Origin of the sequence: Microbacterium pumilum, from assembly GCF_039530225.1 — a bacterium.
GTDB lineage: Bacteria > Actinomycetota > Actinomycetes > Actinomycetales > Microbacteriaceae > Microbacterium > Microbacterium pumilum.
Map to the genome: position 1 here is coordinate 2,638,621 of NZ_BAAAOH010000001.1, position 22,873 is coordinate 2,661,493.

Annotated in this window: 22 protein-coding genes; 13 read left to right on the top strand and 9 right to left on the bottom strand. The window is 68.2% G+C overall.

Annotated features, from left to right (window positions below; genetic code table 11):
* Positions 1-35: 35 nt before the first annotated feature.
* A complete protein-coding gene (gene serB / locus ABD188_RS11700; RefSeq protein WP_344062230.1) occupies positions 36-674 on the bottom strand; it encodes a phosphoserine phosphatase SerB in 639 nt (212 codons plus the stop codon).
* A 45-nt stretch (positions 675-719) separates the two neighbouring features.
* On the bottom strand, positions 720-1,964 hold the full coding sequence (locus tag ABD188_RS11705) for a glucose-1-phosphate adenylyltransferase (protein WP_344062233.1): 1,245 nt from the start codon (positions 1,962-1,964) through the stop codon (positions 720-722).
* Positions 1,965-2,040: 76 nt separating this feature from the next.
* On the opposite strand from ABD188_RS11705, the gene glgA reads away from it, so the two are divergent.
* From glgA to ABD188_RS11720, 3 genes are all read left to right on the top strand, one after another.
* Positions 2,041-3,234, top strand: coding sequence for a glycogen synthase (gene glgA / locus ABD188_RS11710; protein ID WP_344062235.1), 1,194 nt, complete (start codon positions 2,041-2,043; stop codon positions 3,232-3,234).
* Positions 3,235-3,243: 9 nt separating this feature from the next.
* The gene (locus tag ABD188_RS11715) at positions 3,244-4,029 is read left to right on the top strand and encodes an ABC transporter ATP-binding protein (protein ID WP_344062238.1); all 786 of its coding nucleotides are present in this window, start codon (positions 3,244-3,246) and stop codon (positions 4,027-4,029) included.
* 134 nt (positions 4,030-4,163) lie between these two features.
* A complete protein-coding gene (locus tag ABD188_RS11720; protein ID WP_018170680.1) occupies positions 4,164-4,421 on the top strand; it encodes a type B 50S ribosomal protein L31 in 258 nt (85 codons plus the stop codon).
* Between the two features lie 69 nt (positions 4,422-4,490).
* Here the strand turns inward: ABD188_RS11720 and ABD188_RS11725 are convergent, their stop codons facing one another.
* Positions 4,491-5,222: an exonuclease domain-containing protein gene (locus ABD188_RS11725; protein ID WP_344062245.1), complete on the bottom strand. Its 732-nt coding sequence runs from the start codon at positions 5,220-5,222 to the stop codon at positions 4,491-4,493.
* 91 nt (positions 5,223-5,313) lie between these two features.
* On the opposite strand from ABD188_RS11725, the gene ABD188_RS11730 reads away from it, so the two are divergent.
* The gene (locus ABD188_RS11730) at positions 5,314-6,213 is read left to right on the top strand and encodes an alpha/beta fold hydrolase (protein WP_344062248.1); all 900 of its coding nucleotides are present in this window, start codon (positions 5,314-5,316) and stop codon (positions 6,211-6,213) included.
* Here the strand turns inward: ABD188_RS11730 and ABD188_RS11735 are convergent.
* On the bottom strand, positions 6,173-6,727 hold the full coding sequence (locus tag ABD188_RS11735) for a CGNR zinc finger domain-containing protein (RefSeq protein WP_344062251.1): 555 nt from the start codon (positions 6,725-6,727) through the stop codon (positions 6,173-6,175). The two genes, ABD188_RS11730 and ABD188_RS11735, sit on opposite strands and share 41 nt — an antisense overlap.
* A gap of 71 nt (positions 6,728-6,798) precedes the next feature.
* On the opposite strand from ABD188_RS11735, the gene ABD188_RS11740 reads away from it, so the two are divergent.
* The gene (locus tag ABD188_RS11740; RefSeq protein WP_344062254.1) at positions 6,799-7,791 is read left to right on the top strand and encodes an EamA family transporter; all 993 of its coding nucleotides are present in this window, start codon (positions 6,799-6,801) and stop codon (positions 7,789-7,791) included.
* On the opposite strand, the gene ABD188_RS11745 is transcribed toward ABD188_RS11740, so the two are convergent.
* Positions 7,763-8,236 carry an Lrp/AsnC family transcriptional regulator gene (locus ABD188_RS11745; RefSeq protein WP_344062257.1) on the bottom strand — a complete coding sequence of 158 codons (474 nt, stop codon included), beginning with the start codon at positions 8,234-8,236 and terminating at the stop codon, positions 7,763-7,765. The genes ABD188_RS11740 and ABD188_RS11745 overlap by 29 nt on opposite strands.
* A 167-nt stretch (positions 8,237-8,403) precedes the next feature.
* Between ABD188_RS11745 and pdhA the strand changes: the two genes are divergently transcribed.
* Genes pdhA through ABD188_RS11760 form a run of 3 tightly spaced genes read left to right on the top strand, consistent with a single transcriptional unit; the run spans position 8,404 to position 11,947 of the window.
* Entirely contained in the window at positions 8,404-9,570 is a 1,167-nt protein-coding gene (gene pdhA, locus ABD188_RS11750; RefSeq protein ID WP_344062260.1) for a pyruvate dehydrogenase (acetyl-transferring) E1 component subunit alpha, read from the top strand.
* Positions 9,567-10,577: an alpha-ketoacid dehydrogenase subunit beta gene (locus ABD188_RS11755; protein ID WP_344062263.1), complete on the top strand. Its 1,011-nt coding sequence runs from the start codon at positions 9,567-9,569 to the stop codon at positions 10,575-10,577. Before pdhA ends, ABD188_RS11755 begins: the two co-directional genes overlap by 4 nt.
* Positions 10,574-11,947 (top strand): dihydrolipoamide acetyltransferase family protein, encoded by a 1,374-nt coding sequence (locus tag ABD188_RS11760; protein ID WP_344062266.1) that lies wholly within the window; start codon positions 10,574-10,576, stop codon positions 11,945-11,947. Before ABD188_RS11755 ends, ABD188_RS11760 begins: the two co-directional genes overlap by 4 nt.
* 102 nt (positions 11,948-12,049) lie before the next feature.
* Here ABD188_RS11760 and ABD188_RS11765 read toward each other — a convergent pair whose 3' ends face one another.
* Together ABD188_RS11765 and ABD188_RS11770 are read right to left on the bottom strand one after the other, a co-directional pair.
* Complete coding sequence (locus ABD188_RS11765; RefSeq protein WP_344062269.1) at positions 12,050-13,906, bottom strand: alkaline phosphatase family protein; 1,857 nt, start codon at positions 13,904-13,906, stop codon at positions 12,050-12,052.
* A 10-nt stretch (positions 13,907-13,916) separates the two neighbouring features.
* Positions 13,917-14,513: an SACE_7040 family transcriptional regulator gene (locus ABD188_RS11770; RefSeq protein WP_344062272.1), complete on the bottom strand. Its 597-nt coding sequence runs from the start codon at positions 14,511-14,513 to the stop codon at positions 13,917-13,919.
* A gap of 104 nt (positions 14,514-14,617) precedes the next feature.
* On the opposite strand from ABD188_RS11770, the gene ABD188_RS11775 reads away from it, so the two are divergent.
* From ABD188_RS11775 to ABD188_RS11795, 5 genes are read left to right on the top strand one after another with little or no spacing between them, the layout of a single operon-like run.
* Complete coding sequence (locus ABD188_RS11775; RefSeq protein WP_344062275.1) at positions 14,618-16,222, top strand: carboxyl transferase domain-containing protein; 1,605 nt, start codon at positions 14,618-14,620, stop codon at positions 16,220-16,222.
* Between the two features lie 5 nt (positions 16,223-16,227).
* Entirely contained in the window at positions 16,228-18,393 is a 2,166-nt protein-coding gene (locus ABD188_RS11780) for an acetyl/propionyl/methylcrotonyl-CoA carboxylase subunit alpha (protein ID WP_425561344.1), read from the top strand.
* Between the two features lie 14 nt (positions 18,394-18,407).
* Positions 18,408-19,559: an acyl-CoA dehydrogenase family protein gene (locus ABD188_RS11785; protein WP_344067056.1), complete on the top strand. Its 1,152-nt coding sequence runs from the start codon at positions 18,408-18,410 to the stop codon at positions 19,557-19,559.
* 5 nt (positions 19,560-19,564) lie between these two features.
* Positions 19,565-20,086, top strand: coding sequence for a MaoC family dehydratase (locus tag ABD188_RS11790; protein WP_344062281.1), 522 nt, complete (start codon positions 19,565-19,567; stop codon positions 20,084-20,086).
* Positions 20,083-20,907 carry an HpcH/HpaI aldolase/citrate lyase family protein gene (locus ABD188_RS11795; RefSeq protein ID WP_344062285.1) on the top strand — a complete coding sequence of 275 codons (825 nt, stop codon included), beginning with the start codon at positions 20,083-20,085 and terminating at the stop codon, positions 20,905-20,907. Before ABD188_RS11790 ends, ABD188_RS11795 begins: the two co-directional genes overlap by 4 nt.
* Positions 20,908-20,934: 27 nt before the next feature.
* On the opposite strand, the gene ABD188_RS11800 is transcribed toward ABD188_RS11795, so the two are convergent.
* Both ABD188_RS11800 and ABD188_RS11805 read right to left on the bottom strand, forming a co-directional pair.
* Positions 20,935-22,401: an HNH endonuclease signature motif containing protein gene (locus ABD188_RS11800; RefSeq protein ID WP_344062288.1), complete on the bottom strand. Its 1,467-nt coding sequence runs from the start codon at positions 22,399-22,401 to the stop codon at positions 20,935-20,937.
* 84 nt (positions 22,402-22,485) lie between these two features.
* A complete protein-coding gene (locus tag ABD188_RS11805; protein ID WP_344062291.1) occupies positions 22,486-22,866 on the bottom strand; it encodes an iron chaperone in 381 nt (126 codons plus the stop codon).
* Positions 22,867-22,873: the final 7 nt, after the last annotated feature.

The following is a 22,873-nucleotide window of genomic DNA, read 5'->3' on the forward strand; positions in this document are numbered from 1 at the left end:
ATCGCGGGCCACGGACACGACGAAGCCGTGGGTGCTCACGGCAGGAGCGCGATGACCTCGGCGAGATCGACGGGACCGACCACCACGTCCGCGCGTTCGCGCACCGCGGGCTTCGCATTGAACGCGACGCCGAGTCCGGCATCCGCCATCATGCGGAGGTCGTTCGCCCCGTCGCCGATCGCGATCGTGCGTGAGAGTGGGAGGCCGGCATCCGCCGCCCACGCGCGCAGCGCGACGGCCTTGCCCTCCGCGTCGACGATCTCGCCGTCGACCGAACCGGTCAGCATGCCCTCCGAGACCGCGAGGCGGTTCGCGCGCCACGCGTCGACTCCCAGTTCGGGCGCGATCGTGTCGAGGATCTCGTGGAAGCCGCCCGACACGACGCCGACCCGGCCGCCACGCGAATGCACCGCCTCGATGAGCTCGCGTACCCCCGGTGTCGGCTGGATGCGGGCGAGCACCCTCGCGAACGATGACACCGGCACGCCGGCCAGTGCGTGGACCCGCGAGCGCAGACTCGTGGCGAAGTCCACCTCACCGCGCATCGCAGCCTCCGTCGCCGCGGCGATCTCGGCACCGCGACCCACCTCGTCGGCGATCAGCTCGATGACCTCGTTGCGGATGAGGGTGGAGTCCGCGTCGAGCACGACGAGGAACCGGATCGGCGAGGGCATGGCATCAACGCTAGCGCCGCGGCCGCCCGCGACCCGCACCGCGGGTCATCGCGCGACGCGGACGCCCTTTCCGACGACTGTGAGACCCGTGTCGGTCACCGTGAACCCGCGGGAGAGATCCTTCTCTCGATCGACGCCCACGGTGGCACCGTCGTCGAGTACGACGTTCTTGTCGAGGATCGCACGGTGGATCCGCGCCCCGGCTCCGACGTGCACGTGATCGAACAGCACAGAGTCGGTGATCGTCGAGCCACCGCCCGCGAGCGTCCACGGGCCGACGACGCTGCGCTCGAGGTGCGTGCCGGAGAGCACGGATCCGAGCGAGACGATCGAGTCGATCGCGTTGCCGATGCGCCCGACGGAGTCTCGGACGAACTTCGCGGGCGGCGAGTTCACGGCCTGCGAGTGGATCGGCCACTCCATGTTGTAGAGGTTGAAGATCGGCAGGGTCGAGATCAGGTCCTGGTGGGCATCGAAGAACGAGTCGATCGTTCCGACATCCCGCCAGTAGTCGCGGTCGCGATCCGTCGACCCGGGCACGTCGTTGCGCTTCATGTCGTAGACGCCGGCTTCGCCGCGGTTGACGAAGTACGGCACGATGTCGCCGCCCATGTCATGGTTCGAGGTGGGCAGCTCGCCGTCGGCCTCGACGGCCTCGATGAGAGCGCTGGTGTCGAAGATGTAGTTGCCCATGGACGCGAGCACCTCGCCAGGAGAGTCGGTGAGCCCGGCCGGGCTCTGGGGCTTCTCGAGGAACTCGTTGATCTTGACGGGATCCTTGCCGTCCACGTCGATCACGCCGAACTGGTTCGCGAGCGAGATCGGCTGGCGGATGCCGGCGACCGTCGAGCGGGCGCCCGAGTCGATGTGCGCGGCGAGCATCTGCCGGAAGTCCATGCGGTACACATGATCGGCGCCGATCACGACCACGATGTCGGGCTTCTCGTCGTTGACGAGGTTGAGGCTCTGCAGGATCGCGTCGGCCGAGCCTGAGAACCAGCGCTTGCCGAGGCGCTGCTGGGCGGGCACCGAAGCGACATACGAGTCGAGCAGCGCCGACATCCGCCAGGTCTGCGAGATATGGCGGTCGAGGCTGTGCGACTTGTACTGCGTCAGCACCACGACTTGACGGAGCCCGGAGTTGATCAGGTTCGAGATCGCGAAGTCGATCAATCGGTACTGCCCCCCGAACGGCACAGCGGGCTTTGCCCGATCTGCCGTCAGAGGCATGAGGCGCTTTCCCTCGCCGCCGGCGAGGATGATTCCGAATACCTTCGGCGCTGCTGGCATGGCACCACCCTAGGCCCCGGAGCACTCGTCGAACCAGCGCTATCCCACGCCGTGCGTGTGTACTAGCGTTCGTGCCATGCGCGTCGACATCATCACGAAGGAGTACCCGCCGGAGATCTACGGCGGTGCAGGGGTGCACGTCACCGAGTTGGTCAAGTCGCTGAGAGCCACCATGGAGGTGCGGGTGCGTGCCTTCGGCGGCCCTCGCGACGAGCAGGGCACCACGTCGTACAGCGTGCCGGCCGAGCTCGCCGACGCCAACGCGGCCCTCCAGACGCTCGGCACCGATCTCGAGATCGTGACGGATGTCGCCGGCGCCGACGTCGTGCACAGCCACACCTGGTACGCCAACTTCGCCGGTCACCTCGCGTCGCTTCTGCACGGCATCCCGCACATCGTGACGGCGCACTCTCTGGAACCTCTGCGCCCGTGGAAGGCCGAGCAGCTCGGCGGCGGGTACGCGGTGTCGAGCTACATCGAGAAGACCGCGTACGAGGGGGCCGCCGCCGTCGTCGCCGTGAGCGGCGGCATGCGCAACGACATCCTGCGGAGCTATCCATCGCTCGATCCCGACAAGGTTCGCGTGATCTACAACGGCATCGACACGGAGGGATGGCGGCCCGTGGAGAACCCCGAACTCCTGGCGGAGTTGGGAATCGACCCGAGCCGCCCGTCGGTGGTCTTCGTCGGCCGCATCACGCGACAGAAGGGCCTGCCGTACTTCCTGCGCGCCGCGGAGAGGCTCCCCGCCGACGTGCAGCTCGTGCTCTGCGCGGGCGCGCCTGACACACCGCAGATCATGGCGGAGGTCGAGGGACTCGTCCGCTCGCTCCAGGAGACGCGGGAAGGCGTGATCTGGATCGACACCTTCCTGCCCCGCGATCAGCTCTGCGCCGTGCTGACGTCTGCGACCACGTTCGTCTGCCCGTCGGTGTATGAGCCGCTCGGCATCGTCAACCTGGAGGCGATGGCGTGCGGCGCGGCCGTCGTCGGCACCGCCACCGGCGGCATCCCGGAGGTCGTCGTCGACGGCGTGACGGGCCGTCTCGTTCCCATCGAGCAGGTGCAGGACGGCACCGGGACTCCCATCGATCCCGAGGGATTCGTGGCGGATCTCGCCCGGGTTCTCACCGAGGTCGTCAGCGATCGGGACCGCGCCCGAGAGTACGGCGCCGCGGGGCGCGAACGGGCCCGGGTCGACTTCAGCTGGCAGAGCATCGCGGATCAGACGGCCGCGCTGTACTCGGAGGTGGCCGCCGGCGGCCGATAGGCTAGCTGCATGCCGCAGGTGCTCGAGTTCTCCGACGTCGTCGTCCGCAGAAATGAACGAGACATCGTCGATCACCTCGACTGGACGGTCAGCGACGACGAACGCTGGGTGATCCTGGGACCGAACGGTGCGGGCAAGACCACCGTGCTGCAGCTTGCCGACACGATGCTCCACCCGACCTCGGGCAGCGTCACGATCCTCGGCGAGCGCCTGGGTCGCACCGACGTGTTCGAACTTCGTCCTCGCATCGGTTTCGCGTCCACCGCGATGGCCAAGCAGCTTCCGCAGGACGAGACGGTGCTCAACGTGGTGCTTACCGCCGCCTATTCGGTGCTCGGGCGCTGGAACGAGTCGTATGAAGACATCGACGAGCGGCGGGCGCTTCGCGTCCTCGCGGAATGGCACCTCGACCACCTCGCGGACCGGACGTTCGGCACGCTGAGCGACGGCGAGCAGAAGCGGGTGCAGATCGCCCGTGCGATCATGACCGATCCCGAGATGCTGCTCCTCGACGAGCCGGCGGCGAGCCTCGACCTCGGAGCCCGCGAAGAGCTCCTCGGCCTCCTGGGCGGCTACGCCCAGGCGCCGAGCACCCCCGCGATGATCATGGTCACCCACCACGTCGAAGAGATCCCGGTCGGGTTCACGCACGTGCTGCTGCTCGCGGACGGCCGTGTCACCGCCGCCGGGCCGCTGCGCGAGACGCTCACCGCCGAGAACCTCTCGTCGACGTTCGGGGTGCAGATCTTTCTCACCGAGTACGCCGGTCGCTACTCCGCTCGCGCGGCGCATTGACGATCCGAACCGCGCTTCGCCGGCCGATTCCGTGTGCGGGCCTCAGGCCTGGTAGAATCGATCCTTGGTGCGTTCGCACCGCGGACTTTTGACGCCCTGGCCAAATCCAGGGCACACTCCCTAGAGGATTCCGAATGAAGACTGACATCCACCCCGACTACCAGGCGGTCGTGTTCCGCGACCTCGGCTCGGGCGAGACCTTCCTCACCCGCTCGACGGTGACCTCCGACAAGACGATCGAACTCGACGGTGTCGAGTACCCGGTCATCGACGTCGAGATCTCGTCGGCATCGCACCCGTTCTACACGGGCAAGCAGCGCATCATGGACTCGGCCGGTCGTGTCGAGAAGTTCAACCAGCGCTTCAAGAACTTCGGCGGCGCGAGCAAGTAAGCCCGCGCTTCGCGAAAGCCCCGCCTCGGCGGGGCTTTTCGTCGTGGTCGAGCAGGCGCTCCGACAAGATCACCGGATTGGCCAACTCCCATCCAGCCGCTTCTCGGGGTCGAGCCGCCCGATCTGGATGAAGTAGTCCGTGAGGCTCGCGGCCTGCGCTCGGGCCCACCCGATCTGGCGGGTGTGCAGCTCACCGGCACTCGGCGGCAGCCACGGTGCGAATCGCTCCGCGAGCGCCTGCGCCACTCGTCCGGCGGCGACTGCATCGGCTGACGCTTCGTGAGCACCTTCGAGTCGCACGGCGTAGTGCGCCGCGACCACCTGGAGCGTGCGCTTGCCGCGCCGCCATCGGTCGTAGGCCTTGTCGACCACGAGCGGATCGATCACCGGCGAGGGGTCGATGATCGGATCGATGCCGTGGCGCAACGCCTCGTACTTGAGCAGCGAGAAGTCGTACGGCGCGTTGTAGGCCACGATCGGGATGCCCGCATCCAGCAGGGCACGCAGAGCCACGACGACCTCGGCGACGACCTCCGACGCACGGCGTCCGTGATCCCGGGCGTGCGCGGTCGTGATGCCGTGAACGGCGGCGGCACCGTCGGGGATCACGACACCCGGATCGGCCATCCAGTCGCGCGCACGGATGATCGAGCCGTCGCCGTCGAGCAGCCCGACGTGCGCGGTCACGATGCGGTCGGTCGTCACATCGACGCCGGTCGTCTCGAGGTCGAACACGCCGACGATCTTGACCCACTCGGGGGCACGGAAGATCGGGAGCGGCTCGCGCTGCCACAGGTCCATGCCGATCAAGGTATGCGCTGCCCCCGACATCGTCCGCGAGCCACTCCGCCCCGCAGCCACTCCGCCGGACAGGCACTCGTAGACTCGACGCGTGGCAGTCCCGAACCCGTATGCACCGCTGCTCGACACGATCCCCGTCGAGCGGCGCGAGACCGAGGTCGGCGGCTCGACGACGGCGTACTGGGTGTACGGCCCCGACGGTGCCGAGACGACGGTGATCGCGGTGCACGGCTTCCGGGGCGAGCATCACGGGCTCGAGCCGGTCGTCGCGCACCTGCCCGACGTGCGGATCATCTCGCCCGATCTTCCGGGTTTCGGCGAGACGCCTCCGATCCCAGCCACCCGGCACGACATCGACGCGTACGCGGCATGGCTCCGCGAGTTCGCCGAGGCGGTGGCGCCGGGCGCCGTCATCCTCGGTCATTCATTCGGCTCGATCGTCGTGGCGGCGGCCGTCGCCAGCGGACTCGCCACGCCGCGCGTCATCCTGGTGAATCCGATCGGCGCCCCCGCTCTGGAGGGCCCGCGCGGAATCCTGACCCGGCTTGCGGTCCTCTACTACTGGGCCGGAGCCCGGCTGCCCAAGACTGCGGGAGACGCGCTGCTTCGCAACGGAGCCGTGGTGCGGGTCATGAGCGTGTCGATGGCCAAGACGCGCGATGCCGACCTGCGCCGCTTCATCCACGATCAGCACGACACGTACTTCTCCCGCTTCGCCGACCGAGACGTCCTCCACGACGCATTCCTCGCATCGGTCTCGAACGATGTTCGCGTCTACGCGCCGAACATCAGCCAGCCGACGCTGCTCGTGGCAGCGCAGCGCGACGACATCACGCCGATCGAGGCCGAGCGCCACCTCGCGACACTCTTCGCCGATGCGACCCTCGTCGAGATACCGGATGTCGGACACCTCATCCACTACGAGACGCCGGCGGCGGCCGCCGAGGCGATCAGACGGTTTCTCGCGCCTGCCGACGCCGATACGCGTTGACGTTCATGCGATTGCCGCAGTTGCCGGTGTCGCAGTAGCGCTTGGATCCGTTCTTCGAATAGTCGATGTAGACCGACTCGCAGTCGTCCGCGGAGCACACCCGCACGCGGTCGTATTCGTCGGCGCGGATGACGTCCACGAACGCCATCGCCGCCTCGACGAGGATGCGCGTGGCCAGCGGCGCGTCGTCCGAGGTCGCATGGATGTGCCAGTCGTAATGATCGTGCTTCGACAGCTGGGGGAGGGCATGCCCGTCGCTGAGCATCTTGTTCACCAGCGGAACGGCGCCCTCGCGGTCGACATCCCACAGCTCGCGCAGCTGCGAACGGATCCCGCGTACCGCGGCGACCTCGGCGTCATCCCTCCGCATCGTGCCGGTGTAGGGGTTCACGACGAGGTACGCCTCGAGGTCGGCGGGAGTGGTCATGGTGTCTTCGCCGTCGAACCCCGGGAGGGTGTTGACGAGGTGGACGGCCGCCACGAGCGACTGTCTCGTGTCATTGATGAAGACCATGTTGACTCCTGACATCGGGTTCGATACTGTCACTAGTGTACGCACTTTCACTCCTGACAGATGGATACGCCATGGCGACGTCGACGGCATCGCTCCCGATCATCGGGTCGCCCTCGGCGAGGATGCGCACCACGGGTCTCGTGATGGCGATCGCGTCGGCGCTCGCGTTCTCGTCCAGTGGTCCGTTCGTGAAGCCTCTGCTCGAGGCGGGCTGGTCGCTCGGCGCCGCGCTCCTGGTGCGGATGGGGGTGGCGGGGCTCGTCCTGGCGCCCGCTCTGGTGGTGGCGATGCGCCGTGAGCGCTCCTTCCTGCGCCGGCACTGGGCCATCATCCTGGGCTTCGGCCTCACCGCGGTGGCAGGCTGCCAGATCTTCTTCTTCTCCGCGATGCAGCGGATGCCGGTCGCGGTGGCGCTCCTCATCCAGTACCTCGCACCCGTATTGCTGGTCATCCTGGCCTGGGTGCGTACCCGTCGCGCGCCATCCCGCCTCGTCATGGCCGGGTCGGTCGTGGCGATCGTGGGACTCATCCTGGTGGTCGACATCTCCGGGGCGTCCTTCGATCTGCTGGGGACGCTCTTCGCGCTCGGCGCCGCGGTGTGCGTCGGAGCGTACTTCCTGATCGCGGAGCGGGCGGGCGACGACCTGCCGCCGTTGGCACTCGCATCCGGAGGACTCCTGATCGGGGCGTCGCTCATGGCCGTCCTCGGCGCGGTCGGCATCCTGCCCTTCCGAGCGCCGTCCGTGAGCGTCGTGCTCGCCGGGGCGGAGGTGCCGTGGTTCGTGCCGCTGCTGTGGGTCGCCGGAGTAGCCACGACCGTCGGCTACGCGCTCGGGGTGATGGCCGTACCCCGCATCGGGTCTCGTGTCGCGTCGTTCGCCGGGCTGTCAGAAGTGCTGTTCGCGCTCGGCTTCGCGTGGCTCTTCCTCGCCGAGGTGCCGACCACGATCCAGTTCGCCGGCGGCGCACTGATCCTCGTGGGCGTGGTGCTCGTGCGGATGGATGCCGAGGCCGGCGCCGCGGGGGGCGAGACGTCTACTGCTGCCGCCGTGCCAACTCCATGAGCGGTGCGACGCGGTGACTGATCACTTCACCCATCACGAGTGAGGTCTCGGTGCGCTCGACGCCCTCGATCGCGAGGATGCGCGCGTCGGTGTCGAAGAGGTGCTGGGTGTCGCGGCACGCGACGCGCACCAGAAGGTCCACCTGGCCTGAAAGTCCGTGCGCGTGCACGATCTCGGGCACCTTGGCGAGCTCCACGGTGATGCGGGGCAGATCCGCCTGGCGCACGATGACGCTGATGAACGCCTCGATCGGGAACCCGAGCGCCGATGACGAGATCGCCCGCTCGTACGAAAGGAAGACCCCGGAGCGCTCGAGCCGCGCCATCCGGGCCTGCACGGTGTTCCTCGACAGACCGAGCCGTTCGGCGAGGGCGACGACGGTCGCTCGCGGGTCGGCCGAGAGGGCGGCCAGCAGTTCAAGATCGACGTGGTCCAGGGCACTCATAATGCGAAACGTTAGCACGGTCCGCGCACCGGTGAGTTGGCAACATGCTCAAGTGGAGCGAGATTACTTGAGCTAGGTGCGAGATCGACGTACTCTCGGCAGTGTCGGCGACGCCGCCGGCGATCCACGATGACCCACCTCACGAGGGTGGGTTGCACCGAGGAGTGATGACGATGACGCACACCCTGAACCCGACTGCCGATCTTGCGACCGACATCGACGATGTCGCCCGGCTGCTGACTCCCGATGGCGAGCGGGTCTCCGACCCCGACCTCGAAAGATGGGTGGCGGATGTCGATTCCGCGGCCCTGCGGAGCCTCTACCGCGACATGGTGCTGGTGCGGCGCATCGACACCGAGGGCGTCGCGCTCCAGCGGCAGGGCCAGCTGGGACTCTGGGCACCGTGCCAAGGCCAGGAGGCCACGCAGGTCGGCACGGCGCGGGCCTTCCGGGCAGACGACTTCGTGTTCCCGAGCTACCGCGAGATCGGCGTGAACCACGTCCGCGGGGCGAAGCCCGCGGACTTCGTGATCGCGTGGCGCGGCGAAGAGCACTCGACGTACAACCCCTACGACATCAACACCGCGACGCCGCAGATCATCATCGGCGCTCAGGCTCTCCACGCCGTCGGGTACGCCATGGGTATCAAGATCGACGGGACCGACCAGGTCGCGGCGGCCTACTTCGGCGACGGCGCCTCGAGCCAGGGCGACGTCAACGAGGCGCTCGTCTTCGCCTCGTCGTTCCGGGTGCCCGTCGTGTTCGTCTGCACAAACAACCAGTGGGCGATCTCGGAGCCGGTGGCGGTGCAGGCGAAGTTCCCGATCGCGGGACGCGCGCCGGGCTTCGGCATCCCCAGCATGCGCGTCGACGGCAACGACGTGCTCGCGTGCCTGGCCGCCATGCGCTGGGCGCTCGACAACGCGCGCCACGGCAACGGCCCGGCGTTCATCGAGGCGGTCACCTACCGCATGGGTCCGCACACCACATCCGACGACCCCACGCGCTACCGCGACAAGGAAGAGGTGGAGCGCTGGCGTCGCCGCGACCCGATCGCCCGCGTCGAGGCGCTGCTGCGAGCGGAAGGGGCGTTCGACGACGCGTTCGCCGCCGAGGTCGCAGCCGATGCCGACCGGCTCGGTGCCGAGGTGCGAGCCGCGACCCTCGGGGCCACCTCGCGCGAGCCGATCGGCGTGCTCGACCACGTCTACGCCGAGCCGCACTCGGGCCTCGATGAGGAGCGCACTTGGTTCGCGTCGTATCTCGACGGCTTCGCTTCGACAGAGCTCAGCACGGACGCAGAGCCCGCAACGAGCGAGGGGGCAGCGCGATGACGCAGCTCACGATGGCGAAGTCCATCAACGAGGGACTCCGCCGCGCAATGGCCGATGACCCCAAGGTGCTCGTGATGGGCGAAGACATCGGCAAGCTCGGCGGGGTCTTCCGCATCACCGACGGGCTCCTCGACCAGTTCGGTGCGCAGCGCGTGATCGACACCCCGCTCGCGGAGGCCGGGATCATGGGCACCGCCGTCGGCCTCGCGTTCCGCGGCTACCGGCCGGTCGTCGAGATCCAGTTCGACGGCTTCGTGTACCCCGCGTTCGACCAGATCGTCTGCCAGGTCGCGAAGCTGCACTACCGCACGCGCGGGAACGTGACGATGCCGATCACGATCCGCATCCCATGGGCGGGCGGCGTGGGCGCTGCCGAGCACCACTCCGAGTCGCCCGAGGCGTACTTCGTGCACACGTCGGGCCTCAGGGTCGTCGCCGTCTCGAACCCGCAGGACGCGTACATCATGCTGCGTCAGGCGATCGCCTCCAACGACCCGGTCGTGTACTTCGAGCCCAAGCGGCTGTACCACACCAAGGGCGACGTCGACCTCGACGCGGACCTGGCGGACGCACCTCCGATGGGTCTGGCACGCGTCGCGCGCGAGGGCACCGATGTCACGCTTCTCACCTACGGTGCGCAGGTGACCACGGCTCTGGATGCCGCCACCGCCGCCGAAGACGAGGGCGTGTCGATCGAGGTCATCGATCTGCGCTCGATCTCACCCGTCGACTACCGGACGGTGACGGCATCCGTTCGCAAGACCGGACGCGTGGTCGTCACCCACGAAGCAGCGCGCGAGGCGGGCGTCGGGGCCGAGCTCGTCGCGAGCGTGACCGAACGGTGCTTCAACTACCTGGAGGCAGCGCCCGCGCGCGTCACCGGCCACGACATCCCGTACCCGCCCGCGAAGCTCGAGAAGTACCACCTCCCCGACCTGGACCGGATTCTCGACGCGGTCGACCGCGTGCTGGATCGTCCGAACTCGTTGACAGGTGTGGAACTGTGATCCAGGACTTCAAGCTCCCCGACCTCGGCGAGGGACTTCCCGAGGCAGAGCTCGTGCAGTGGATGGTCGCCGAGGGCGACACCGTAACTCTCAACCAGACGATCGCCGAGGTCGAGACGGCGAAGGCCGTCGTCGAACTGCCGTCGCCGTACGCCGGAACCGTCAAGACGCTCCACGCGGCCGCCGGCGACGTCGTCGAGGTCGGCTCGGTGCTGATCTCCTACGACGTCGAAGGGGCGGATCAGGTGCCGCAGGCGTCGCCCGCGGTCGAAGCGTCCGCGCCGGTCGCGGAGTCGCCCGCCGAAGAGAAGGCGCAGCCGAACCTCGTCGGCTACGGCGCAGCCCCTCGCGGAGCGGCGCGGCCACAGCGCCGGATGCGCTCGACGGCACAGCACTCCGCTGCCACCGATACCGCTGTGCTCGAAGCCGCGCCCCACGATGCGATCCACATGAGCGAGGTCATTCCGGCGCCGATCGAGCGTCCGCGGTCCACGCCTCCGGTCCGGATGCTCGCCAAGCAGCTGGGCATCGACCTCGCACTCGTCGAGGGCACCGGTGAGTCCGGTCTCATCACCCGCGGCGACCTCGAGGCTTACGCGTCGCGGCTGGATGCGCCATCCGTCACGGTCGCCGAGATCACTGCACCGGCGCGCAGCCAGACACCCGGCGAGCGCACGACGCGAACGCCGATCCGCGGAGTCCGCAAGCATACGGCCGAGGCCATGGTGCGGAGCGCCTTCACCGCTCCGCACGTGACCACGTTCGTCACCATCGACGTCACCGCGACGAGCGAGCTCATCGCGTCCCTGAAATCCGATCGGTCGCTCCAGGAGCACAAGATCGGCATCATGGCCGTCGCGGCCAAGGCGGTGTGCCTCGCGCTCGCGCGGCACCCGGGCCTCAACTCGAAGTGGGATGAGGAAGCCGGCGAGATCGTCGAGCACCACTACGTCAACCTCGGCATCGCCGCGGCCACGGGGCGCGGACTGGTCGTGCCGAACATCCGGGACGCGCAGGAGCTCAACCTCGTCGAGCTGTCGGACGCGATCCGCAGGCTCGCCGAGACCGCTCGAGCCGGCCGTACCTCGCCGGCCGAGATGATGGGCGGCACGTTCTCGATCACCAACGTCGGCGTCTTCGGTGTCGACGCGGGCACGCCGATCATCAATCCCGGCGAGGCGGGAATCCTGGCGCTCGGCGCCGTGCGGCGTCAGCCGTGGGAGCACCGCGGCGAGATCGCCCTGCGTGATGTCATGACGCTCGCGCTGTCGTTCGACCATCGGCTGGTCGATGGCGAGCAGGGCTCGAAGTTCCTCGTCGACGTCGCCGACATCCTGCGCGAACCCGGCCGCGCGATGCTGCTGCGCTGAAGCCGCAGGCACCAAGACCACTGGGGCGCATGGCGCCGGTTCGCGGAAGCGGCCGGCGCCGGCGGCATCCCACGCCGGGTCGGGTGGTCCGTCCCGGCGTGTTCAGGTGCGCTTCGGATAGAACAGCCCCAGTCCATGAGCCTGCAGGATGCGGTAGGCGTCTGCGTAGGTCATCGGCTCCTCGGAGTCCCCGCGGCCATAGCGCGCGAGCAGCAGGCCGAGCAGACCGCGTCCCGGCGGGCTCAGTGGATCGTCGCGGTGCGGTCCGTTCTTCAGGTCGATGCGCTGGTCCTCTGCCGTGTTGTCCGGAACGTACATCGGCTGCACGGTCGGCCAGTCGCGCGGATCGCGCGGCGCGTCGAGGTTGACGACCGAGAACAGGTCGTTGGCGCCGTCGTCGCGGCGCGTGAGCGGTCGCAGCCCGTGGAGCCTGCTTAGCGTCGCGATGACCGCGCCGTGGTGCGTCTCGTCGTGGATGATCGTTCCGGCGCGGGTGTACGCCGACACCGCGATCGCCGGCACGCGAAGGCCCAGCCGGTCGAACGTGAAGCCCATCTCACCGGCCCCGGTGTCGGCGATCGGGGGAGTGGCCGCGGGCGGCGCGACGTGATCGTAGGTGCCGCCATGCTCATCGAACGTGATGAGCAGCAGAGTGTTGACGGCATTCGAGCCATCGGCGGTCGCGCTCGTCCGGATCGCGTCGTAGACGTCGGCGACGAGCTTCTCACCGGCACGGACATCCGACACCGCGGAATCGAGCACCAGGGTGCCCTCCACATCGCTCGACCGATAGATGCCGACGGGCGGGTGGAAGTCGTTGTGGTTGTAGACGAGGCGCGGTTCGATGAAGGCGTACGCAGGGAGTGCGCCCTCCTTCGCATCCTTGAAGAAGTCCGTCATGTGGACGAAGTGCTCGGTGCGCCAGAACTCCTCGAGAGCCGGCGCATGCATGACGCCCGTCAGTGAGACCAACTGGAGCTCGTCGAAGTAGACCTTCCACGAGACGCCGGCCTCTTCCAGGCGATTGAAGATCGTGGGTGCCGGGGCGGCGTCGAGCCACTTGTCGTATCCGCCGCCGTCCTGATTCGTGACGAAGCCGTGCGATGTCGACGCGTGGAAGAACGAACGGTTGCAGTAGGTCTGTGACGGCACAGCGGCGAACCAGGCATCGAAGACGGCGAACTCCCGCGCAAGAGTGGAGAGCACGGGCAGCTGCTCGGGTGAGAACCCGCCCATGATGTGCGACGCGTCCTCGAGGCTCGGCTCCTCGCCGTGGCGGAGCCGCGTGACGTTGTTCCAGTAGTCGATGAGGAAGCCGTCGAGCGTCGGCACGGTTCCCGCAGCCGGTGCGTTGAACGGTGCGCTCATCTGCCCGATCTCGCTGGTCGCGTTGGAGCGCGGATCGATGGTGCCGAAGAGCTGGGTGTTGACGTGCGGGTATTCCTCACCGGGGTCGGGGTTGGGCCTGCCCATCACGACATCCGTCTCACCCGAATACACGTGAGCGGCCACGCGGTCGCCCGACGGCGCGGCGTTCGAGTGGTCGCCGAACGCGAGGCCCTCGAAGGTCTCGCCCGCGGGGAGGGTCTCGGGGGTGTAAAGCCAGCCGAGCAGGTTGTCGAACGAGCGGTTCTCGCCCATCAGCACGACGACATGATCGAAACCGGGCACTTCGCGTGCGGGCAGCGCTCCGAAGTCGACCGAGCCCTCTTGCCGCCCGATCGTGGTGCCGATCGAGACACCGGCCGCGGCACCGATCGCGCCTCCTACGACAAACCCCGCCGTGACCAGTCCGCCGTTGCGGAGGAACTCACGCCGTGTCGACGCGGTGTCGCCCGGCGTCGGCTCGGCCGTGACCTCCGTCTCGGACTCGGGCGCACGATCCTTGGGAGCGTCATCCGCTCCATCCGCGTGATTCCCCTGATCCTGCGACGGCACACTCTCACCAGATGAGGACACGACCGTCTGCTCAGGCGGTGAGGGCGGCGAAGGCCATGGCCTCCAGGATGCCGCGCACGGTGCTGTCCGCGGGGGTGCCGCGGAGTCCCCGCGAGCTGTAGGGCGTGGAGTTGATCAGGCCGAAGCACGCATGTGCCCGCACGCGCAGATCGCTCTCGGTATGAGTGGGATGCACCTCCGAGAGGATGCCGATCCACAGCTCGACGTATTCGCGCTGAAGCCGGCGAACGGTGTGGCGGTCCTCATCCCGAAGGCTCGCGAGGTCACGATCCTGAACCCTGATGACGTCCGCGTCGGTGAGGGCGAAGTCGGCGTGGAACGCGATGATGGCACGCAGCTGCTCGTTGGGCGATCCGCCCGCTGCGACGACCGCGCGTCCGCCGGAGTGGAGCCGCTCGCTGACTCCCACGAGGATCGCGCCGAGGAGTGCCTGCTTGTTCTCGAAGTGCCGGTAGACCGCGGGCCCGCTCACTCCCACCGCCGCCCCGAGGTCTTCGAGGCTCACTCCGCTGTAGCCTCGCTCGGCGAACAGCCGCGCCGCTTCACGCAGGATGGCGGCCTGACGGCCTGCTTTGGCGCGATCACGCTCCGTGACACCGCTTGTCATTTCAGTTAATCCTCGCTAACCTAGACTCCGGTTAGTGAACACTAACCAATCCGATCGCGGCGAGACAACAGACGTGATCCGATCGTGACGTCGACGGAGATGACATGAGCGCGCTGCGGACCGCCGCCACGCACGACGAGCGCTTCGAGCGCACGCGCGACGCACAGGCGTCGCTGAGCGCAGACCTGCGCGAACGGCTGGCCGCGGCATCCGTCGGCGGACCGGCGGCATCGCGCGAACGCCACGTCGCACGCGGCAAGCTGCTGCCGCGCGAGCGCGTCACACGACTCCTCGACGAGGGGAGCCCCTTCATCGAGGTCGCACCCCTCGCGGCCGAAGGGCTCTACGGCGGCGAAGCGCCGGGTGCAGGGGTCATCGCAGGCATCGGGCTGGTGAACGGCCGGCACGTCATGGTGGTCTGCAATGACGCAACGGTGAAGGGCGGAACGTACTACCCGCTCACCGTGAAGAAGCACCTGCGAGCGCAGGAGATCGCGCTCGAGAACCGGCTGCCGTGCGTCTATCTGGTCGACTCCGGCGGCGCGTTCCTGCCGATGCAGGACGAGGTCTTTCCGGATCGCGACCACTTCGGTCGCATCTTCTACAACCAGGCCCGGATGTCGGCCGCCGGCGTGCCGCAGATCGCCGCGGTACTCGGATCGTGCACCGCGGGCGGCGCGTACGTTCCCGCAATGAGCGACGAGACCGTGATCGTGCGCGACCAGGGGACGATCTTCCTCGGCGGCCCGCCGCTCGTGAAAGCGGCAATCGGCGAGGTCGTCACCGCAGAGGAACTCGGCGGGGGTGACCTGCACGCTCGACGCTCCGGCGTCGTGGACCACCTGGCCGAAGACGACGAGCACGCCCTCGAGATCGTGCGCGACATCGTGGCGACGCTGCCGCGGCCACTCGCTCCGGCATGGGATGTCGTGCCCTCCACCCCGCCCGCGGTCGACGCTTCAGACCTGTACGGGGTGGTTCCCGTGGACGTGAATCAGCCCTACGATGTGCGCGAGGTCATCGCCCGGCTGGTCGACGCCAGCGAGTTCCACGAGTTCAAGGCGCTGTACGGCGAGACCCTCGTGACCGGGTTCGCCCGGCTGCACGGGCATCCGGTGGGGATCATCGCGAACAACGGCGTGCTGTTCTCGGAGTCCGCGCAGAAGGGTGCGCACTTCATCGAGCTGTGCGACCAGCGGGGCATCCCGCTGCTGTTCCTGCAGAACATCTCGGGCTTCATGGTCGGGCGGGATGCCGAGGCCGGCGGCATCGCGAGGGACGGTGCCAAGATGGTCACCGCCGTCGCCACGACCCGCGTGCCGAAGTTGACGGTCGTCATCGGAGGATCCTTCGGCGCCGGCAACTACTCGATGTGCGGACGGGCGTACTCGCCGCGGTTCCTCTGGACCTGGCCCGCGAGCCGCATCTCGGTGATGGGCGGGCCGCAGGCTGCATCCGTTCTCTCGACCGTGAAGCGCGATCAGCTCGAGGCGCGCGGCGAGGAGTGGACGCCCGACGCCCAGGCCCGGTTCGAAGCGCCGATCCGCGCCCAGTACGAGGAGCAGGGGAGTCCCTACTACGCGACTGCCCGGCTCTGGGATGACGGGGTCATCGATCCGGCAGACACGCGTGACCTGCTCGGCCTGGCCCTCGACGTCGTCTCTCGCACGCCGCTTCCCGAACCGCGCTTCGGCGTGTTCCGGATGTGATCGCCATGGCTATCCCTGAGCCCTCGCCTTCGGTCACTGAGTCACGGCCTTCGATCCCTGTGGTTCGACAAGCTCATCAACCGGTCGAAGGGTTCGACACCGTACTCGTCGCCAACCGCGGCGAGATCGCGCGGCGCGTCATCCGCACCCTGCGTCGGCTCGGCATCCGCTCCGTCGCCGTCTACAGCGACGCCGATGCGGGTGCGCCCCATGTGATGGAGGCTGACGATGCGGTGCGGATCGGGCCGGCCGCGGCCGCCCGGTCGTACCTCGACATCGACGCGGTGCTCTCCGCCGCGCGTGAGACGGGGGCGCAGGCGATCCACCCGGGATACGGGTTCCTCTCCGAGAACGCCGACTTCGCCCGTGCGTGCGCGGACGCGGGGATCGTGTTCATCGGTCCGGGGGAGCGCGCGCTCGAGGTCATGGGCGACAAGATCCGCGCGAAGGCGCATGTGATCGCCCACGATGTGCCGACGGTGCCCGGTTTCAGCGCACTGGGGATGTCGGATGCCGCGATTCGGGCGGCGGCGGAGTCGACCGGCTTTCCGCTGCTGATCAAGCCATCGGCCGGCGGCGGCGGCAAGGGCATGCAGGTCGTCCGCGCCGCAGAGGAGCTGTCCGAGGCGCTCGCCACGGCGCGCCGAGTGGCGGCTGCGGCGTTCGGCGACGACACGCTGCTGCTCGAGCGGCTCATCGAACGCCCTCGTCACATCGAGGTGCAGGTGCTCGCCGACGCGCACGGTCGCGTCATCCATCTCGGCGAACGCGAATGCACGCTGCAGCGTCGCCACCAGAAAGTGATCGAAGAGGCTCCGTCCCCGGTCGTCGACGCCGCCACTCGTTCACGGCTCGGCGCCGCTGCGTGCGCCGCAGCGGCGAGCGTGGACTACCGGGGCGCGGGAACAGTGGAGTTCCTCGTCGCGGCGGACCGTCCCGACGAGTTCTTCTTCATCGAGATGAACACGCGTCTGCAGGTCGAGCATCCGGTCACCGAACTCGTCACCGGTGTCGACCTCGTCGAGCAGCAGCTGCGGATCGCGGCGGGCGAGCCGCTCGCGATCGCGCAGGACGACATTCGGCTCGCCGGTCACGCGATCGAGGCCCGGGTCTACGCCGAGAGTCCCGAGCGCGGCTTCCTTCCCGCGACGGGCGATGTGCTGGCCTGGGAGGCCGCCGGAGACGCGCGCACGGATGCCGCGGTCGAGACCGGATCGGTCGTGACGGCGGACTACGATCCGATGATCGCGAAGGTGATCGCCCACGGCGCGGACCGCGCCGAGGCGCTCGTCAGGCTCGACACGGCGCTCGCCGACACCGTCGTGCTCGGCGTCGACACCAACATCGCATTTCTGCGCACCCTCCTCGCCCAGCCCGAGGTTGTCGCCGGCGATCTGGACACGGGCCTCATCGACCGGATGCCGGCATTCGTCGCCGCGCCGCCGTCCGAACGCACGCTGGGCGCTGCCGCCGGCTACCTGGAGACCGTGAAGAACCACGAATCGACTGAGACATATCGCGCCGCGCGACGTCTCGGCGTCGATGCGGTGTCTCGCGACGCGTCGCGTGGCCCGGGAGAGCTGTGGGCGTCGCACTCGGGTTGGCGCCTCGGATCCGCCGCCGTGCCGCTGGTGCACCGCTTCGAAACCGAGACGGGCGCAATCGTCGAGGCGAGCCCTGTGGGACCCGCGCCCGAAGTCTCGGCCGGCACCGCGCCCGCCGCGTGGTCGCTCGGGCGAGCGCTACCCGCCGGCGTGACGGTGCGCCAGGCCGCTGATGGGCTGCTGTGGGTGCACGTGCACGGCGAGACCACGACGCTCCGGCCCCTGTCTCGCATCTCGGCCATGGAGCTGCGGCTCGCACGGCGCCATCGAGAGGCGGGGGCGACCGACCCGCAGCTGCGCGCGCCGATGCCCGGCGCCGTCGTCGCGATCCACGTCGAGGGTGGTGCCACGGTGAGTGCGGGTGACCGCATCGTCACGATCGAGGCCATGAAGATGGAGCACCCTGTCACCGCTCCCCACGATGGTGTCGTCACGCTCGATGTGGCAGTGGGGGAGCAGGTGCGCCGCGATCAGCCTCTCGCCCACGTCGTCGCCGCACCCGACGCAGCGGCATCCGACACCGATTCTTCGCTCCCACCCGGGGCGGATCCCGACCACCGCTCATGACCCACGAGGACACCATGAACAACTACGACCTGACCGATGACGAGCGCGAACTCGCCGGCATGGTGCGCGAATTCGCCGACGAAGTCGTCGCGCCGCGCTCGTACGAAGCCGACCGCACGCACACCCTGCCGCTGGATGTCGTCGCGCAGATGGGGGAGCTGGGGCTGTTCGGACTTCCGTTCCCCGAGGAGTACGGCGGACAGGGCGGCGACTACTTCGCGCTGTGCCTCGCCATCGAGGCGCTCGGACGGGTCGATCAGTCGCTGGCGATCACCCTCGAGGCCGGCGTGAGCCTGGGCGCGATGCCGGTGTTCCGCTTCGGCACCGAGGAGCAGAAGCGCGAGCTGCTTCCCGACCTGCTCGCCGCGCGAGCGCTCGCGGGCTTCGGACTCACCGAGCCCGAGGCGGGGTCGGATGCCGGTGCCACGCGCACCACGGCAAGGCTCGATGACGATGGGTGGGTGATCAATGGGTCGAAGCAGTTCATCACCAACTCGGGCACGGCGATCACGCGGTTTGTCACGGTCACCGCTGTCACCGGCGAACGCGACGGACGCAAGGAGATCTCGACGATCATCGTGCCCAACGGCACACCCGGATTCACCGTCGAGGCGCCGTACGACAAGGTCGGATGGAACGCCTCCGACACCCATCCGCTCACCCTCCAGGACGTGCGTGTGCCCGAGTCGAACCTGCTCGGCGAGCGCGGCAGGGGTTTCGCGAACTTCCTTCACATCCTCGACGAGGGACGCATTGCGATCGCCGCTCTCTCGACCGGCGCGGCCGAAGGCTGCCTCGAGGCGGCCGTCGACTACGCGAAGAAGCGCACAGTCTTCGGCGAGGCCCTGTCGAGCAGGCAGGGCATCCAGTTCATGCTTGCTCGCATGAGGGCGCGCGTGCACAACGCCCGCCTGGCATGGCACCACGCGGCGCGCCTGCGCGATGCGGGCAAGCCGTTCAAGGCCGAGGCCGCGATCGCAAAGCTCACGGCGAGCGATGCGGCGATGGACAACTCGCGTGACGCCACGCAGATATTCGGCGGCAACGGCTTCATGAACGAGTACCCGGTCGCGCGCCATTACCGAGACTCGAAGATCCTCGAGATCGGCGAAGGGACGACCGAGGTGCAGCTTCTCGTGATCGCTCGGAGTCTCGGAGTAGCGTGAGGCCCGTGGACGGCCCTGAACGCGCAACAGGAATAGTGCAACGCGGCCTGTACTTCGAGGAGTTCGATGTCGGCGCCCGCTACCTGCATCGCCCGGGCCGCACCGCGACGGAAGCCGACAACGTGCTGTTCTCATCGCTCACGATGAACAGCCAGGCACTGCACCTGGATGCGGCCTATGCCGCTTCGCAGCCGTTCGGCCAGCGCCTCATGAACTCGATGTGGACGCTGTCGACGATGGTCGGCGCATCCGTCACGCAGCTGACCCAGGGAACGCTCGTGGCTCAACTGGGACTGAGCGACATCGCCTTTCCGGCACCGCTGTTCCACGGCGACACGCTGTACACAGAGACCGAGGTCGTCGACAAGCGGCTCTCGAGCTCGCGACCAGGACAGGGGATCGTGACGATGCGCCACATCGGCCGCAATCAACATGACGACATCGTCGCGAATGCGACACGGGTCGCGCTCATGTGGTGCACACCGGATGCTGCAGCCCAAGCGCCCGCGGGGGAGCAGAAGTCGTGACATCGCCACACAGTCGCTTCGACCTCGGACCGGCGCTCCTGTTCTGCCCGGCCGATCGACCGGAACGGTACGACAAGGCCCTGGAGCGCGCAGATGCGGTGATCATCGACCTCGAGGATGCGGTCTCTGCCGACGCCAAGGCAGCGGCTCGAGGTGCGCTCATCGAGTCCGAGCTGGACTCTGCGCGAGTCATCGTGCGCGTCAACCCGCCCGGCACTGACGCGTATGCTGCCGATCTGGCGACACTCTCACAGACCGACTACCGGCGGATCATGGTCGCGAAGTCGGAGTCGGCCAAGCGCCTGTCCAAGATCGATCGCCGATTCGAGGTGATCGCGCTGTGCGAGACCGCGAAGGGCGTGGCGCAGGCGGATCGGATCGCCGCACTCGGCAACGTCGTCGCGCTCATGTGGGGAGCGGAGGACCTCGTTGCGAGCCTCGGAGGCACTTCGAGCCGCAAGCCGAACGGGCGCTATCGCGACATCGCACGGATGGCCCGTGCACGCGTGCTGCTTGCGGCAGGCGGTCGCGGCAAGGCTGCGATCGACGCCGTCCATCTCGACATCGCCGACACGCGACGTCTGTCGATCGAGGCGACGGATGCCGCGGCATCCGGTTTCGTCGCCACCGCATGCATTCACCCGAGCCAGGTCGACGTCATCCGCGACGCGTATCGACCCGACGCGAAGACCCTGGCCTGGGCGCGAGGAGTGCTGTCGGCCGCGGAGGGCGAGCGCGGTGTCTTCACCTACGACGGTCGCATGGTCGATGAGCCGGTCCTCCGGCACGCGCGGGGTGTCCTGAGTCGCGCTGACCGCTGACCGCTCCGGGCGGCCCCCGCGTATCGACTATGCAGCGGCGAACCTTCCCGGCGCCTTGGTGATCAGCCGGATCAGTGGCCCGCCGGTCCCGCCTCGTTCGTTCGGCGGCGGATGCAACCAGAACGAACCGTCGCGTCGCGTGATCTTCCATCCCTGATTGTGCAGTCGGAGGTGGTGGAACATGCAGAGCATGACGCCGAGGTCGACATCCGTGCGACCTCTGTGTTCGGCCCAGTGTTCGGAGTGATGGGCCTCGCAATGAGACGGAGGTTCCGGACAGCCTGGCCACAGGCATCCACCATCTCGGATGCGGAGAGCGGTGCGCTGCTTTGCGGTGAACAGCCGCTTTTCACGACCGACGTCCAGCGGGTTGCCGGATGAGTCGACCGTGATGTCCACCCATCCCGCATCGCACAGGTACTTCTCGACGATGCTCGCAGGAAGCGCCTGACCACCGTCTTCTAGATATGCGTTGGCGCCAACGGTGGCTGCCTCGCCACCGGGACCGACGGTCGACACGATCCGAATCCCGGGCTGGCGATCCCCGAACGCCTGATCAGGGTCGGCAGCCGCACCGGTGCGCAGGATCGCGATCAGACTGTCGTACTGAATCTGCTCCTTCGACCGCTCGTCCTCGATGCCGACTTCGGCCGGACAGGCAACGTCCGGGGCCGCGTCTTCGAGAGCGCCCGATGCCGGGACGAACCTGGGCCCCCGGCGCCGACGCATCGCTGCCGAGAGGACCGTCTGCACCCACGCTCCTGCCTCGTCATCGAATCGCAGCCGCGCATTGTGCTGCCCCGTCTCATCGATCCAGACGCGGAAGGATCGGTTTTCGTACCGTTCATCGAACCGCAGACTCACGCCGATCGGATCAAGCCGGTCCCGAGCGGTGCGCGCTGCGGCGCGCAGATCCTCGATCGCCGACACAGCTGCTTCATCGATCAGCATCGTGGCAGCCCTGTACCACGCGGCCTGCAGGGAAGCAGGGTCGACGTCCTGATAGCGATCCACGGGCGGCTCGCCTAGGCTGCGGCGGATCGCGTCGTACTGCGCATTCGTCAATGCCCCGTCCGTCAACGCATCGGTCAGAGACTTGTGCCAAGCATCAGCCACGACGGCAGCTCCCGCGCTGGAAGCGGGAACGGGTGATCGTCGAGCGGCAGCATCCCGGAGATCTTCGCCGGTCTGTACGCTGCGGAAGACATGGCCTCTCGACTGACCGGTGATGTGCTGCACAAGTGCGGTCGGCGTGCGATGGCCCTTGCGCTGCGCGAGACCCGCTTGGCCGAAGGCGCGATCGGACCGACGCGCGACGATTGACGAAGCTGCGGAGATCAAGACGTCGGCGGCCTTGCGCGCGTCAGTGGCGTCGGCGATGAGAGCGAGCACCGCCTCGTCGTCGAAAGTCTCGAGCTCGGCGACTTCATCGACCGTGACGAAGCGCGACGCCATGCGGTCGCCCGCCTCGGTGATACGCTCGATGATCGACATGCTGGAAGCATATAGGTATCCGCCGACATTCGAATCTTTGAACGAAACGGCCGATTCGGTCCAGCACCGCCATCCGCCGCACGCTCAAGACTTGCCGGCGGCTCCGGCCCCTCGCTTCGCAACCACCGCTTCTGCGACGCGCGCAATCAGCTCGTACGGCACGGGATCGCGGTGCAGGAACACCACCGAGTCCTTCTCTGCCCGATACGGCGCGACCTCGCCCTCCAGCGGTTCGTCGAGTGTGCCCACCGGATAGAGGCCGATGTGCTTCTTCCACCCCGCGAAGTGGATGGCGTAACGACCGCCGAGCATGACGGCCCCGATCCCGTAGCGGATCTTCTGCTCCGGTTCCACGCCGGATTCGGCGACCGCGTCCACCAGGATCCCGCGGATCCGCTCCAACCGCTCGGCAACATCCGGCGGGAAGCTCGCGATGTACGCGTCGACCGTCGTGGGTGCCGCCATGGCGAGA